Origin of the sequence: Chryseobacterium sp. JK1 (assembly GCF_050632815.1) — a bacterium.
Taxonomy (GTDB): domain Bacteria; phylum Bacteroidota; class Bacteroidia; order Flavobacteriales; family Weeksellaceae; genus Chryseobacterium.
The window spans coordinates 1,326,823-1,340,714 of the sequence record NZ_JBODRU010000001.1; the positions used below are offsets into that span (position 1 = coordinate 1,326,823).

At 34.6% G+C, this 13,892-nt stretch carries 16 protein-coding genes; 14 read left to right on the top strand and 2 right to left on the bottom strand.

Features of this window, described 5'->3' with window-relative positions:
* The first annotated feature begins 89 nt into the window (after positions 1 to 89).
* Together ACQ76T_RS05855 and ACQ76T_RS05860 are read left to right on the top strand one after the other, a co-directional pair.
* Positions 90 to 704 carry an alpha-ketoglutarate-dependent dioxygenase AlkB family protein gene (locus ACQ76T_RS05855; protein WP_431342391.1) on the top strand — a complete coding sequence of 205 codons (615 nt, stop codon included), beginning with the start codon at positions 90 to 92 and terminating at the stop codon, positions 702 to 704.
* A gap of 90 nt (positions 705 to 794) precedes the next feature.
* Positions 795 to 1,013, top strand: coding sequence for a hypothetical protein (locus ACQ76T_RS05860; RefSeq protein WP_431342392.1), 219 nt, complete (start codon positions 795 to 797; stop codon positions 1,011 to 1,013).
* Between the two features lie 85 nt (positions 1,014 to 1,098).
* On the opposite strand, the gene ACQ76T_RS05865 is transcribed toward ACQ76T_RS05860, so the two are convergent.
* Positions 1,099 to 1,584 (bottom strand): DUF4385 domain-containing protein, encoded by a 486-nt coding sequence (locus ACQ76T_RS05865; protein ID WP_431342393.1) that lies wholly within the window; start codon positions 1,582 to 1,584, stop codon positions 1,099 to 1,101.
* 661 nt (positions 1,585 to 2,245) lie between these two features.
* On the opposite strand from ACQ76T_RS05865, the gene ACQ76T_RS05870 reads away from it, so the two are divergent.
* The 11 genes from ACQ76T_RS05870 to ACQ76T_RS05920 all read left to right on the top strand — a co-directional run bounded on the left by ACQ76T_RS05870 (position 2,246) and on the right by ACQ76T_RS05920 (position 10,971).
* Complete coding sequence (locus tag ACQ76T_RS05870; RefSeq protein WP_431342394.1) at positions 2,246 to 2,902, top strand: MarR family winged helix-turn-helix transcriptional regulator; 657 nt, start codon at positions 2,246 to 2,248, stop codon at positions 2,900 to 2,902.
* A gap of 44 nt (positions 2,903 to 2,946) precedes the next feature.
* Positions 2,947 to 4,437: a phytoene desaturase family protein gene (locus ACQ76T_RS05875; RefSeq protein ID WP_431342395.1), complete on the top strand. Its 1,491-nt coding sequence runs from the start codon at positions 2,947 to 2,949 to the stop codon at positions 4,435 to 4,437.
* A gap of 1 nt (position 4,438) precedes the next feature.
* Positions 4,439 to 5,275, top strand: coding sequence for a phytoene/squalene synthase family protein (locus ACQ76T_RS05880; RefSeq protein ID WP_431342396.1), 837 nt, complete (start codon positions 4,439 to 4,441; stop codon positions 5,273 to 5,275).
* A 59-nt stretch (positions 5,276 to 5,334) separates the two neighbouring features.
* The gene (locus ACQ76T_RS05885; protein WP_431342397.1) at positions 5,335 to 5,808 is read left to right on the top strand and encodes an SRPBCC family protein; all 474 of its coding nucleotides are present in this window, start codon (positions 5,335 to 5,337) and stop codon (positions 5,806 to 5,808) included.
* Complete coding sequence (locus tag ACQ76T_RS05890) at positions 5,805 to 6,257, top strand: beta-carotene hydroxylase (RefSeq protein WP_431342398.1); 453 nt, start codon at positions 5,805 to 5,807, stop codon at positions 6,255 to 6,257. Before ACQ76T_RS05885 ends, ACQ76T_RS05890 begins: the two co-directional genes overlap by 4 nt.
* On the top strand, positions 6,254 to 6,943 hold the full coding sequence (locus tag ACQ76T_RS05895; protein WP_431342399.1) for a lycopene cyclase domain-containing protein: 690 nt from the start codon (positions 6,254 to 6,256) through the stop codon (positions 6,941 to 6,943). Before ACQ76T_RS05890 ends, ACQ76T_RS05895 begins: the two co-directional genes overlap by 4 nt.
* On the top strand, positions 6,933 to 7,481 hold the full coding sequence (locus ACQ76T_RS05900) for a lipocalin family protein (protein ID WP_431342400.1): 549 nt from the start codon (positions 6,933 to 6,935) through the stop codon (positions 7,479 to 7,481). The genes ACQ76T_RS05895 and ACQ76T_RS05900 overlap by 11 nt, the downstream gene beginning before the upstream one ends.
* A 25-nt stretch (positions 7,482 to 7,506) precedes the next feature.
* Positions 7,507 to 8,097, top strand: a complete 591-nt coding sequence (ribA, locus tag ACQ76T_RS05905; protein WP_431342401.1) for a GTP cyclohydrolase II — start codon at positions 7,507 to 7,509, stop codon at positions 8,095 to 8,097.
* Positions 8,098 to 8,148: 51 nt separating this feature from the next.
* Positions 8,149 to 9,582 carry an SDR family oxidoreductase gene (locus tag ACQ76T_RS05910; protein ID WP_431342402.1) on the top strand — a complete coding sequence of 478 codons (1,434 nt, stop codon included), beginning with the start codon at positions 8,149 to 8,151 and terminating at the stop codon, positions 9,580 to 9,582.
* A gap of 199 nt (positions 9,583 to 9,781) precedes the next feature.
* Positions 9,782 to 10,081 carry a hypothetical protein gene (locus tag ACQ76T_RS05915; RefSeq protein WP_431342403.1) on the top strand — a complete coding sequence of 100 codons (300 nt, stop codon included), beginning with the start codon at positions 9,782 to 9,784 and terminating at the stop codon, positions 10,079 to 10,081.
* A gap of 215 nt (positions 10,082 to 10,296) precedes the next feature.
* Positions 10,297 to 10,971: a MarR family winged helix-turn-helix transcriptional regulator gene (locus ACQ76T_RS05920; protein WP_431342404.1), complete on the top strand. Its 675-nt coding sequence runs from the start codon at positions 10,297 to 10,299 to the stop codon at positions 10,969 to 10,971.
* Positions 10,972 to 11,077: 106 nt separating this feature from the next.
* Here the strand turns inward: ACQ76T_RS05920 and ACQ76T_RS05925 are convergent, their stop codons facing one another.
* Positions 11,078 to 11,971 (bottom strand): cation diffusion facilitator family transporter, encoded by an 894-nt coding sequence (locus ACQ76T_RS05925; RefSeq protein ID WP_431342405.1) that lies wholly within the window; start codon positions 11,969 to 11,971, stop codon positions 11,078 to 11,080.
* A gap of 671 nt (positions 11,972 to 12,642) precedes the next feature.
* On the opposite strand from ACQ76T_RS05925, the gene ACQ76T_RS05930 reads away from it, so the two are divergent.
* The gene (locus ACQ76T_RS05930) at positions 12,643 to 13,749 is read left to right on the top strand and encodes a hypothetical protein (protein WP_431342406.1); all 1,107 of its coding nucleotides are present in this window, start codon (positions 12,643 to 12,645) and stop codon (positions 13,747 to 13,749) included.
* Positions 13,750 to 13,892: the final 143 nt, after the last annotated feature.

The window sequence follows — 13,892 nt, forward strand, 5'->3', positions numbered from 1 at the left end:
CGAAGGGAAGTAAAAACACAAATGATGAAAAAAAATTATTCCGTAAAAACGGAATAAGACAAAGTTAAATGATTTAAAGAAAAATTACAATGAGTCAGCTTAGTTTATTTGATGCAGAAGAGTTGTATGAGTTTCCAAAAGACCTTTTGGAATACAGAGAGAGTTTTCTGAGTAGGGAAGAAGCCGATCTGCTTAAAAACAAATTGTTGGAAACTGCTCCCTGGGAACAGCGTACTCAAAAAATGTATGATAAGATGGTGCTTACTCCAAGATTGACCGCTTGGTATGGGGATTCAAAATATAATGGTTCTGAAGCAGATAAAAAGCCAACCCATCCATGGACTCCTGAATTGTTTTCATTAAAACAAAGAATTGAAAAGGAATTTGGCTGCCAATTCAATGGGGTTCTGTTAAATCTGTACCGTGATCATAATGACTCCGTTGCCTGGCATCGGGATAAGGAAAGCCGTTATGGGAAACGACCTGTTATCGCATCAATAAGTCTTGGACAAACCAGAAACTTTGATTTCAGAAAAAAAGACCATCATCAAAGTAAATACAGTCTGCCACTTCCTAATGGCTCATTACTGATTATGAAAGGTGATCTTCAGGAAAGTTGGGAGCATCGGATCGCTAAGTCTACTGTTCCAATGAAAGAAAGAATTAATCTCACATTTCGATTCATCCGAATGTTAGGTCAATAATATTTAAATGTATTAACTTCCAACTTAACGTCTTGTTTGCAAAAAGAAAATTCATGTTCTCCGGCAGATATAAAATTAAAAACCAACCCTATGTCCATCACATATTACGATTTTAAAAATCTATCAAAGGAATCTCAATATAAACTTGTTAGTACTGAAGGAGTTGTAATCAGTGAGACTCATAAGAATAAATTAAAGTTTATACTGTATAAATTATCATCCTTTTCAGTTGAAATTGTTTATAATGTTACCAATGAGAAGATAGAAGGTTTAAATGTATTTCAGAATAACGCAGCGTATGAAAAATAGTATTTATAAATTATTACAATAGTTATAACCCAGTTAAAGTCCTGCTGTTTCAAAAAAGAGGATATAATAAAGTTGTCAAAACAATTTATCCATACTTCTCTTTCCATATTTTTTTTAATTGGGTGTATTTTTGGTTTTTCTCTGCTTCTTTCCATTTTTTATAAAAAATATCCGCAGCTTTAGCTTTCTCTGGATCACCCGTTCCTTTTTTCAACTGTTGATATCCTTTTTCAGCATTGTATTTTTTGCCTCCTTTAAAATTAAAGTACCGCCTTGCCCTTGTAAAGCCCATTTGAAGATATTTTCTTGCCATATCTGCTCCGACAAAGTCATCCTGTTCCAGATAATCCAAAAATATAGAAAAGATCATTTCTGAGCTTGCTTTGGCAATTTCTGTATTTTTGAAACGCCAGTGTTTTCCTATTTCTGACTTATAAGGTTCACAGATCAAAACGCCCTGTTCACCTTTACCAACTTTATATTTCTCAGGATACAGACGGTAGTCTATATCGGGCTTCCAGACATAGTTGTCCTTATCAAAATTGAGGTATGTTGGTTTGTCGCTGATCATTTAAATGAAGAAATAAACATGATGCCCTTAACTTGTAATGTAATAGTCTTATTATAACAACATATGGAGGAAAGGAAGCTGATCTTCCGCTATAACTATAGACAATGCAGCAAACCCTTTGGAAGACTTTTGATCAGTTCTCTTATTGAAAAGGCAGTACGGCAAGGCTTAATAAGCTACAATCAATTTCAGTCTTTGAAGGATTGTATGAAGGTACCCAGAAGTAAAGCTAGCTGATAGAAATCAATGTAATCCAGGCATTAACCATCGTAGTAAACCAAGAGGTATATCTTTAAGCAGAGTGCAGACTCCAACGCTTGCTTTAATCTGTCAACAGTTTCTTCAGCATAAAAACTTCACAAAAAGAATATACAGATTCATTAGTCTTTCATTATCAACCTATTTTTTAATACATCGTTTAATTAAAGGACATTTTTTTCATATTTTAAAAAATATATAGTTTATTAATATACTATTTTTTATTGTGTTACATATCCTCCATGCACCTGTCTTTTAAAGGTGTTTTGTTTATATATTGTTGATTATAAGGTGTTTTTTTAAAGTGCTTTTAACACTTAGTTATAATTATAGAACAAAAACAAAAAATAAAAAGTATATTTATACACTATAATAAGTATATTTGTGTACTAATTTAGTTGATATGAATTTTGATCTTATAAAAGAAGTTGTTGAACTTGTTCAGCAATTTATGGAACAGAATGAAGATAAAGTGTATTATAGTAAAGATCTTCAGGGATTTACAGAATGGATCAATGCTTCTTCGAAATCTTATTCTGAACAGGAACATCCGAATTGGGTAGGAAAGGAATTAGGAAGAAGTTCTGATAGTATTATCAATACCTTATTGATAAGAATGGGAAGGTATGCAAAAACGTACTCCCGTTCAATTGGTAATTCCGTTTTTTCAAGCCAAGATGATTTTATTTATCTGATAAGTCTGAAAACCATGGGAGCTATGACAAAAATGGAACTCATAAGATATAATGCTAGTGAAAAATCTTCCGGGATACTTATTATTAACCGCTTGATCCGTAATGGCTGGGCTGAACAGACCGCTTCCTATAAAGATAAAAGGATCAAATATATTCAAATAACTGAAAAAGGACTTTCTGTGCTGGATGAGCACATGGATGAGATCCGTAAAGCTTCAAGGGTGGTAGTGGGAAATCTGAACCATTCTGAACAAATGCTGCTTATTGCTATACTTTCTAAATTAGATGAATTTCATGATTCTTTTTACCGTATGAATATCGAAGCCACAGACTTGCTGGATATTGTCTACAATAGACTGAACTGATAAAATATTATGAGAATCTGCTAAAAACTATTAAATAAACAACAATGAATACTGGAAACTTAAGAAAGAAAATTGCGGTGATAGGTTCCGGGTTTTCCGGAATATCAGCGGCAGCTTATGCAGCAAAATCAGGTAATGAAGTACATGTATTTGAAAAGCACCCTCAGCCAGGGGGTCGTGCAAGACAATTTAAAACAGATGAAGGGTATGTGTTTGATATGGGTCCCAGCTGGTATTGGATGCCAGATATTATAGAGGGGTTTTTTAATGATTTTGGCTGTAAAACATCCGATTTTTTTAATCTTGTTTCTTTGGATCCTCAGTTTGAGATGGTTTTTTCAGAAGAAAAGATTGTAGTTCCAAAGAAAAATGAAGACATCCGTGAGCTATTCGAAAAAATAGAATCCGGAGCAGGCAGGCAATATGATCAGTTTATGAAGTCTGCCCAATATAAATATGAGGTGGGGATGAAAGACTTTGTAACAAAACCTTGTTATAACTGGATGGAATTTGCTTCTTTAAAAATAGCAGGAAGTGCACTGAAACTTGATCTTTTAAGCAATTTTAGAAAATATGTTTCAGGATATTTTACTGATCCGAAACTAAGATCTCTTATGGAATTTCCGGTTATATTTCTTGGAGCTTCTCCAAAGAATATTCCAGCCTTATATAGTCTTATGAATTACGGTGGCTATGTTTTGGGAACAAAATACCCAATGGGAGGTTTTTATCAGCTTGTTCTCGCCATGAAGGAAGTAGCAGAAAAGCAGGGGGTGACCTTTCATTTTAATCACGAAGTACAGAAAATCAATACAGAAAACGGAAAGGTATCTTCCATAACAATTGATGATGAAACATATGAGTTTGATGCCATAATTGCTTCCTCAGACTATCATCATACAGAAACGTTAATCCCCGAATCTCTCAGAAACTATAACGAAAAATATTGGAAGACGAAAACCTTTGCTCCTTCATGTCTTATCTATTATCTTGGAATCAAAGGAAAAATTCCTCATATAAAGCATCATACTCTGTTTTTTGAAAACGAACTTGACAACCATATAGGCTGTATCTATGAAAATAAGCAATGGCCATCTGAGCCGCTTTTCTATACCTGTTGCCCATCTAAAACAGATCCGGAGGTAGCTCCTGAAGATTGTGAAAATCTCTTTTTGCTGTTACCCCTTGCTCCTGGAATACATGATGAAGAATCTATAAGAGAAAAATACCTGATTGAGATGCTCAAACGAATTGAAAAGTACACCGGTGATGCTGATCTTATTTCCAGAATAGAATACAAAAGAAGCTATTGTGTAAGTGATTTTATTTCCGATTATAATGCTTATGAAGGTAATGCGTACGGACTGTCCAATACTTTATCACAGACAGCTGTCTTAAAACCCAAAATAAGAAACAGAAAGATCAAAAATCTTTTTTATACAGGGCAGTTAACCGTTCCCGGTCCCGGCGTTCCGCCATCGGTAATTTCCGGAAAAATTGTAGCGACTGAAGTCAGTAAACTAAAAATAAAATAATATGAAAAAATTGTTTGATGAATTGTCTTATGAAGTCAGTAAGTACACTACGCAAAAATACAGTACGAGTTTTTCATTGGGAATACTGGCGTTGAAGCCTTCCATCAGACCTGCAGTTTATGCTGTTTACGGGTATGTTCGTCTGGCGGATGAAATTGTAGATAGCTTTCATGGGTATGATAAAGAAAAGCTCCTGAAGAGATTAAAGACTGAAACTTATGAGGCGTTGGAAGATGGCATATCACTCAATCCTATTTTACATTCATTTCAGGAAACAGTTCGGCAGTATGAGATTGATAGACATCTGATTGATCAGTTTCTGCACAGTATGGAAATGGATCTTCATAAAATTGATTTTAACTCCGAATTGTATAAAGAATACATCTATGGATCTGCGGAAGTTGTAGGATTGATGTGTCTGCAGATATTTTCAGAAGGTGATAAACAGCAGTATGAGAAACTGAAACCCTTTGCCATGAAATTAGGATCTGCTTTTCAGAAAGTTAATTTTTTACGGGATCTGAAAGATGATTATCAAATTTTAGGAAGAACTTATTTTCCCTCCCTGAATATGTCAGTCTTTGATAATAACGTTAAAACGCTGATTGAAAAGGAAATTGAAGAAGAATTCAAAGAAGCGTTGCAGGGAATTAAAAAACTCCCGGGCTCCTCCATTTTCGGAGTATACCTAGCTTACAGATATTACCTTTCTCTGTTTGAAAAAATAAAAAAAACAAGTTCCCAGAATATATTACAGCAAAGAATCAGAATTGCTAACTCACAAAAGCTGTTGGTTGCTTTTAAAAGCTATATTCGCTACAAATCAGCTTATTTCTGATTGTAGAATTCCCTTTTAAAATGATTTTTTTAAAGTGTTTAACAATCAATAAAAAATAAATGATGTACACATTATACAGAGAACAACAGCTGAGCTGCAATATTGAAACGGCATGGAAGTTTTTTTCATCCCCTCATAATTTATCAGAAATAACTCCTGAGAGTATGGATTTTGTGGTTCTTTCAGAGGTTCAGGATAAGGCTATTTTTAAAGGAATGGAAATAGATTATACGGTCTCTCCTTTATTGGGGATTCCCATAAGGTGGAAAACTATTATAAGCCAGGTTGAAGATTATAAAAGTTTTACAGACTTTCAGAAAGAAGGTCCCTATAAGTATTGGAATCATTTCCATGAATTTATTCCTAATGAGCATGGAGTGCTGATGAAAGATACGTTAGACTATGAACTTCCAATGGGGATTTTTGGTAAAATAGCCCATCAGTTATTCGTAAAAGAAAAGCTTAAAAGTATTTTCGATTTCAGATACAGGGTTTTAAATGATCGTTTTAACGATACACATAAAGAATCATGAATTTTCTGATCGTTTTTGGAGTTTTTATTTCCATGGAAGGAGCAACATGGCTTATTCACCGGTATATTATGCACGGTTTCCTGTGGATCCTGCACCGGGATCATCATGATCACAGCCATGACGGCCAATTAGAAAGAAATGACTGGTTCTTTTTCATTTTTGCGAGCCCGGCTATTGCCTTACTGTATCTGGGAGTAAAACAGGATTTTAGTTATTGGTTTTTTATCGGTTTGGGAATAAGCCTTTACGGCATGGCCTATTTCTTTGTACATGATATTTTTATCCATCAGAGGGCTAAGATTTTCACTAAAACAAAGAATCCGTACTTCCTTGCAATCAGACGTGCTCATAAGCAGCATCACAAGCATTTGGGAAAAGAAGATGGAGAATGTTTCGGTTTTTTGTGGGTACCTGTTAAATATTTTAAAATATATTTCAATAAAAAATGATGCCTTATACTTACATACTGATTAACTTTTTCACTGTCATTATCTGCTTTTTAGCATCTTTTGACAGAAGAATACAGTTTAATAAACTTTTTGGGAAATTTTTGCTGTCTTCCACCATTGTAGCCATTCCCTTTATTGCCTGGGATATTTGGTTTACTGCAAAGGGAGTATGGTGGTTTGATCTCAATTATACCTTAGGAGTTAAAATAGCGGGACTTCCTGTAGAGGAATGGCTGTTTTTCTACTGTATTCCTTTCGCTTGTGTTTTTACTTATTATTGCCTTGAAAAGTATTTTACGCTGAACTGGACGAGTGCTTTTAATAATCTCATTGTATTTACTTCTTTTATTGTTCTTGTTGTAGTAGGCCTTCTTTATTATGAAAGAATATATACATTGCTGACGGTAATTGTAACGATACTTACACTTTGTTACCTTCATTTTATCGCTAAAAAAGAATGGTTAGGCAAAGCCAGTTTTGTATATCTGGTTCTGATGCCTGGTTTTTTTGCAGTGAATGGAATTCTGACAGGCTCTTTAATTCCTTCACCGGTTGTTAATTATAATCCTGATGATTTTTTAGGTATTAGAATGGGAACAATTCCTCTTGAAGATGCCGTCTATGGTTACAGCCAGTTTTTACTCAATATTTATTTCTTTAAAAAAATAACTGAAAATGAAAAATAGAATAATTCTTACACTATTCCTATGCTTCGTTCTGTTGCATAGTATGACTTCCTGTTCTTCTATGCCTGAAAAAGCTCAGCCTGTCAAACAATTTGATGTCAACCGGTATTTAGGTACATGGTATGAAATAGCAAGATTCGATTATTATTTTGAAAAAGACCTTGATAATGCAATGGCTCAGTATAGCCTTAATGCGGATGGAAGTGTAGATGTAGTGAACAGCGGCTATAATCTTAATAAGAACAAATGGGTATCAGTCAATGGTACTGCTAAATTCAGAGGAGATAAGGATGCTGCAGCTCTTAAAGTGAGCTTTTTCGGACCTTTTTATGCCGGATATAACGTAGTTGCATTGGAAGATTACAAATATGCATTGGTTGCAGGTAAAAACTTAGATTATCTATGGATTTTGTCCCGTGAAAAGACTATTCCTGAGAATGTAAAACAAGATTTTATCATTAAGGCTAAAGAGATTGGTTATGATACATCAAAACTTATTTGGGTAAAGCAGGACAAAAAAAGCCCATTCGATAAATAATTATATAAACTTAAAAAGGGAAAAAATGCTCAAAATACAAGCACAATCAAAAATACCTACAGATTATGGGGTGTTCACAGTATATGCATTTTCAGAAAATGAAGGAGACTGGAATCCTCATTTGGTTTGGGTGGCAGATAATACAGATTTTAATACAACCGTAAATGTACGTTTTCATTCAGAATGTATTACAGGAGAAGTTTTTCATTCCAAAAAATGCGAATGTGGACAGCAGCTGGATGCTGCGATGGCATATATGTCTGAAAAGGGTGGAGTGATTATCTATCTTCGTCAGGAAGGAAGAAATATTGGGATCATCAACAAGCTGAGGGCTTATGAACTGCAGGAAAAAGGATTGGATACCGTTGAGGCCAATCTGAAACTGGGACTCCCAGCAGATGGAAGAAACTTTGATGTGGCCGTTAAAATGTTAAATATTTTGGAAATAAGGAAGATTAATCTTATGACTAATAACCCAGATAAGATCAAATCCATAGAGAATAGCGGAATCATCCTCAACAGTAGAATTCCTTTAGAAATTGATTCTAATGAAGTGAATGAAAGCTATCTTGCTAAGAAGAAAAAATACTTTGGCCATCTTTTGGAAAAGATATAAGAGTGTATCGGCAGGATAATGTTTTTTATGATCCATTTAAATTCAGATGCCATGGAAAAAATTTTGCTTACCGGTGCTACAGGATATATTGGAAAAAGAATGATCAGTGTTATTGCGGCACAGGGGTATAAAGTGATATGCTGCTGCAGGGATGTCAATCGGTTTGAAACTGAAATGGATATCGATGACAAGCGCATTGAACTTATTGAGGTTGACTTTCTGAAGTCTGAAACATTAAAGAATATCCCTAAGGATATCACAGGAGCATATTATCTGATGCATTCTATGAATACTGCTGAAGATTATGAAGATTCCGAAAAGAAATGTGCTGGTAATTTTTCTGAATATATAGAAACAACACGATGTAGACATATCGTGTATCTTTCCGGTCTGGTGAATGAAAAACAATTGTCAAAGCATTTAAGCTCGCGTTATCAGGTTGAAAAAATTCTGATGGAGTGTAAGATTCCGGTGACTGTTCTTCGGGCGGGTATTATTATTGGCTCAGGAAGTGCTTCTTTTGAAATTATAAGAGATCTTGTGGAAAAATTACCTGTAATGATCGCTCCTAAATGGCTTTATACGAAATGTCAGCCCATAGGAATTGCCAACGTCTTGGATTTTCTGATTTTTGTTTTGTTTAAAGAACAGGCTTACCGCAAAGACTTTGATATAGGGTGTGATGACGTTCTTACTTATAAAGATATGTTGCTGAAGTTTGCCGAAGTAAGAGGATTGAAAAGAACTATTTTTACCCTTCCGGTAATGACTCCAAAGCTTTCTTCCTATTGGCTGTATTTTATTACTTCAACCTCTTATAATTTGGCAAAGGCACTTGTGGGAAGTATGAAAGTAGAAGTTGTGTGCAGACCTGAAAGCTTATTAAAGATTAAATCCATCACACAGATACAGCCGTTTTCTTATGAAACTGCACTCCAGAGAACATTGGTAAAAATTCAGTCCAATGAAATCATCTCAAGCTGGAAAGACAGTTTTATCAGCAGCCGGAATGATTCAACTTTAAAAGAATATCAGGATGTACCTAAATTTGGTTGTTTTACAGATCTAAGGAGTGAAGAGTATGACAGTTGGGAAGCTTGTGTGAATAGGATTTTCCAGTTAGGAGATAATAATGGCTGGTATGGGCAGGGGCTGTGGAAAATAAGAGGTTTCATTGATAAAATGTTTGGCGGACCGGGACTTAGAAGAGGGAGAAGGCATCCCTCAGACCTTAAAGAGGGAGATGCTTTGGATTTCTGGAGGGTTTTGTACGCAGACCGTAAAGAGGGAAAGCTGATTTTATTGGCAGAAATGAAGCTTCCTGGAGATGCCTGGCTCATGTTTAAAGTGTATAAAAATAAGATATGGCAGAAAGCTGTATTCCGCCCAAAAGGCCTGTGGGGGAGAATATATTGGTTTATGGTCCTTCCGTTTCATGGAATTATTTTTAAAGGAATGGTTAAAAACCTTGGTAGAGGTAAATAGGGTTTCATCAGACGCAAAAACATCATCATCATACACTTCCATGATAGAATAAATTATGCTTTGAATATGAGGTAAATAGGTTAATATGCAGTAATTGTTATAAATGATAATTTGATATTTTAAGAAATTTTAACGTTTTGAATAATATTTTAGGTACAGAAATTGTTTATTTATATACCAATTACTAAAATATTATATTATGAATAATTCAGATTATAACAAAGCGGAAAAAGCAGTTAATGAAACCGAAAACTCTTTAAAGAATGCAGCGGATAATGCGAAATGGAAGATTAATGAGTTAGCGGATAAAGCGAAAGATTATATCAATGAAAAAAGAGATAATGATCAGGAAGCAACACAGGAGGACTGGTTAGATAGAGTGAAATCAAATGTTTCTGATGCATGGGAAGATATCAAAGATAAAGCCGATGAAGCATGGGGAAGTACAAAAGATGCAGCGGAAGATGTTAAGGCTGAATGGAGAAAAAAAACAAATTAATTTTAAGATCGTATATACAAATTGTCCGAAGCTGATAAAGTTTCGGACAATTTTTTTTGTTTTTAGTTTATTTATATACTTGTTATTTAGGAACGATAAATTGTGTATAAAATAGTAAGTTTTTTTTTATCATTTTTTGAACAAACTTAATATGTCCTGAGTAGAGAATTAATATTAAATCTAAAGCTGGTATATTTGTATAGTATTTTTTTAAAATGAATTTTGCCCTTATTAAAGAATTTATGACTCTTCTTGAGGAATTTGAGTCAGATAATAAAACATCTTCGAATTCTTATCCACCTACTATTGAAGGCTTTAAATTATGGGTTTCAGGTGGAGAGAAAGTAAAGAGTGTTCCTGATGAACCGTATTGGGAAGGAAAAGAGAACGGAAGAACAGCTGAAAGTGCAATAAGCACATTAATTGTTCATTTAAATCGCTATGCGAAGACTTATTCAAAGTCTGCTATTGTAAATTCTGAATTTTCGACTCAGGAAGACTTTATCTACCTGATTAATTTAAAAGCTTTTGGTGAAATGACTAAAATGGCCCTTATCAAAAAGAATATTCAGGACAAACCAGTAGGCATGCTTATTATTACAAGACTGCTGCGCCAGGGACTTATTGAGCAAACTGATTCTAATAACGATAAACGTAGTAAATTGATTCGAATTTCCGAAATAGGACTTATCGTTTTGGAAAAGCAAATGGAGAAGATTCGTCATGCTACCAATATCGTCGCAGGAAATCTTACTCATAAAGAAAAGATGGACCTCATTCGTATTCTTAACAAGCTTGATGCTTTTCACTATCCCATTTTTTCACGAAATATTCATTCTGATGAACTTATCAATACCGTATACGAAGAGTATCCATTCAAAAATTCATAACATTCTGCTATAAATTGTGATCGATTGTCAGTTTAGGGAGTTTTTAGTCATTGTTTTGCTTATGTATCGAAAATTGAAAATTCCCAAGATCATAAAATATAATGAGTTATTCCGGTTGAATAATTACGAACCTTACGAATGGGAATTCATTTTTAATATGGTCACGAATACGATGTATGGCCTCTGTGATCTCTTCTGTATCAAGATGATCTTCGAAATCGATGATCAGCATCAGTACCACTTCTTCAGGTGACTGGTACGTAGAGAGTATACTTTTTGTTCTGACGACAGCAGTATCTTTTTCAGCCAGTTTAGCAATCTTTTCTCTTGTTTCAGGTGCTATGCCTTCACCCATCAGAAGGCTCCTGCTTTCCCTGGCCAGAATAAGCGAGACAAAAACCAGTATTAAGCCTACGATTACCGATGCCAGCCCATCCAATTCAGGAATTTGTAACCAGTGGCTGATCCCCATTAATATCATAACAACAAGCAGACCGGCCACTGCGGCACCATCTTCAAAAACCACAAGAAAGCTTCCCGGATCTTTGCTTTTGATGATTGCATCCCACCATCTCAACCCGTTACGGGTCTTGTTAAATTCTTTTACAGCGATAAACAAAGAGGTACCTTCGAAAATAAGGGAAAGTATCAATACGACATAATTCCAGAATGGATCTTTCATCACCTCGGGTTCCATAATGTGTAAAATTCCCTGATAGATAGATAAAGCACCCCCTAAACCAAATATAAGAATTGAAACCACGAAGGACCAGAAATAGAGCTCCTTGCCGTACCCAAATGGATGAGACTCATCTGCGGGCTTCCTACTCCTTTTGATTCCATATAAAAGCAGCAGCTGATTCGCGGTATCTACTGTTGAATGAATTCCTTCGGATATCATGGAAGAACTATTGGTAAATGCCCCTGCAATAAACTTTGTAAGAGCGATCAGTAGGTTAGCGGCAAGTGCACTGTAAATTGATTTGCGATTATTGGCCATTAATGATGGATATTAATAAGAGAACAATAAAATTACTTCAATACATTTAAACAGATAGATTTCCTATATGAGCTGATGTATTTAAATCATTAATAAAATTATGGCTTTTGTTTCAAAATAAAAAATATCTGATCAGATACTTAGAATTGAATTTACGAATTAAAACAATTTTATCGCTTCCATTATTATCTTATGGATTAAGATGTCGATCATTCTTAAATGCTATTTAAAAAAATCACTACTTTTTCGTTACTACGAAAAAGTAGTGATTTTATTGGACAAACTACAAACTTTGATTTCAGAAAGAAAGACGGATATACGAACTATATTTACCAACGGCTCCATATGAAAAAAGGAGCAATAAGCTTTATTTCATCTAGAGTTTGGTTCATATAATCACTTATAAAGTTTGTCATTTACAAGTTTAAAAAATTACTAATAAATAATTATCATAAAAATCGTCTTCTTCCTTCTATTTCATAATTTCCAATCCCTTAGGTTAGTAACAATTCATTGTATTGAAAAACTCACTCTTTGAATTTATATTTGTGGATATTTTTCCACAACCTTATCAATGTATTTCCACAATATTTATAAATTTCTCTATAAATCTTCAGATATCTTTACTCCTGTAATAACAATATCAAATAAGATATATAAAACAATAAAGAATGGGTAAGATTTATACAAAATTATTTTTTGCAATGTTGGCTTTAAGCCCTGCTATTGTCTTTTCTCAGGTAGGAAATATTGGTATTAATACTGCAAATCCCGGTTCCACCATGGATATTTCCGGATCATTAGCAGCAAATTATAACTTTGTTAATACAAACTCTTATAATTTAACCTCATCAGATTTCCATGTCTCTTATAATGGAATTTCCGATGCTATTTTTACCCTGCCTCCTGCTATAAGTGGAATTGGAAATTATAAAGGACGCATTTATAGAATTAAAAATAATACAAACTTTAGCATTACGGTAAATTCCACATCTCCAGAGACCATTAATGGCAACCCCAGCGTTATTGTGTCCGCAAACCAAAGCTTAGAACTTATTAGTACTGGACTTACAGGGCCTACTTCGACATGGGAAATACTTTCAAAAGTGACTGCGAGTAACGGTATTACATTGTCAGCTACAGATGTAAAACTGGGAGGAACTCTTTTGCAAGCTACTAATATTGCAATGGCTGGAAACAATTTGAGTATCAACGGTACAGGAAAAGTACTGATGGGAACCAATACCGTACCATTGGGTGCTTCTAATGCAAAAGTTGTTATTGACAACGGAACTACTAATGGAGCCCTTCAGATTAAAGACGGTACTCAGCAGCTGGGTTATGTACTTACAAGTGACACTAATGGTTTAGCAACATGGTCATCCACTGTTACTACGGCATTTGCGAATAATTGGACACCATATACCGGAATATTGATAAATCCTTTTACAGGGGGCACCGGGGCCTCTGGATTGAATACGGGAATTCAGGTAACAATTCCAGCTAAGGGTTGGTATTTTTTCAGATGTGGAGTCGCCATCAATTCTGACTGTAATGATTACTTTTTCTATATTAATGGAATTGGTGATGTCTGGAGAAGTTACTGTGGATCAAACACTGCTGCATTCATGTTTCCAAGAGATCAAAACCGTGTATTATATTTTGCGACCCCCGGAACTTATACTGTCTTTGGGGGTAAAACAAATGGAATTATACCAGCTTCATTCAATGCAGGAAATCCTTCTTTTTATCTGGATTTTGTAAAATTCCAAAACTAATAGAGTAGCTTTTTTCCCCTAAATAGCAAGGTTCAGCGATTCTAAAAACACATAAAAATACTGCAAAGAATAAATTCTTGCAGTATTTTTTATTGATTAAAACCAAAATCTTTTGGGTACTACGAAAAAGTAGTGATTTTATA

Bases quoted from the DNA above. Each gene is read 5' to 3' on its own strand.
- ACQ76T_RS05855 (WP_431342391.1), top strand. From the start codon at position 90: ATGAGTCAGCTTAGTTTATTTGATGCAGAAGAGTTGTATGAGTTTCCA.
- ACQ76T_RS05860 (WP_431342392.1), top strand. From the start codon at position 795: ATGTCCATCACATATTACGATTTTAAAAATCTATCAAAGGAATCTCAA.
- ACQ76T_RS05865 (WP_431342393.1), bottom strand. From the start codon at position 1,584: ATGATCAGCGACAAACCAACATACCTCAATTTTGATAAGGACAACTAT.
- ACQ76T_RS05870 (WP_431342394.1), top strand. From the start codon at position 2,246: ATGAATTTTGATCTTATAAAAGAAGTTGTTGAACTTGTTCAGCAATTT.
- ACQ76T_RS05875 (WP_431342395.1), top strand. From the start codon at position 2,947: ATGAATACTGGAAACTTAAGAAAGAAAATTGCGGTGATAGGTTCCGGG.
- ACQ76T_RS05880 (WP_431342396.1), top strand. From the start codon at position 4,439: ATGAAAAAATTGTTTGATGAATTGTCTTATGAAGTCAGTAAGTACACT.
- ACQ76T_RS05885 (WP_431342397.1), top strand. From the start codon at position 5,335: ATGATGTACACATTATACAGAGAACAACAGCTGAGCTGCAATATTGAA.
- ACQ76T_RS05890 (WP_431342398.1), top strand. From the start codon at position 5,805: ATGAATTTTCTGATCGTTTTTGGAGTTTTTATTTCCATGGAAGGAGCA.
- ACQ76T_RS05895 (WP_431342399.1), top strand. From the start codon at position 6,254: ATGATGCCTTATACTTACATACTGATTAACTTTTTCACTGTCATTATC.
- ACQ76T_RS05900 (WP_431342400.1), top strand. From the start codon at position 6,933: ATGAAAAATAGAATAATTCTTACACTATTCCTATGCTTCGTTCTGTTG.
- ribA (WP_431342401.1), top strand. From the start codon at position 7,507: ATGCTCAAAATACAAGCACAATCAAAAATACCTACAGATTATGGGGTG.
- ACQ76T_RS05910 (WP_431342402.1), top strand. From the start codon at position 8,149: ATGGAAAAAATTTTGCTTACCGGTGCTACAGGATATATTGGAAAAAGA.
- ACQ76T_RS05915 (WP_431342403.1), top strand. From the start codon at position 9,782: ATGAATAATTCAGATTATAACAAAGCGGAAAAAGCAGTTAATGAAACC.
- ACQ76T_RS05920 (WP_431342404.1), top strand. From the start codon at position 10,297: ATGAATTTTGCCCTTATTAAAGAATTTATGACTCTTCTTGAGGAATTT.
- ACQ76T_RS05925 (WP_431342405.1), bottom strand. From the start codon at position 11,971: ATGGCCAATAATCGCAAATCAATTTACAGTGCACTTGCCGCTAACCTA.
- ACQ76T_RS05930 (WP_431342406.1), top strand. From the start codon at position 12,643: ATGGGTAAGATTTATACAAAATTATTTTTTGCAATGTTGGCTTTAAGC.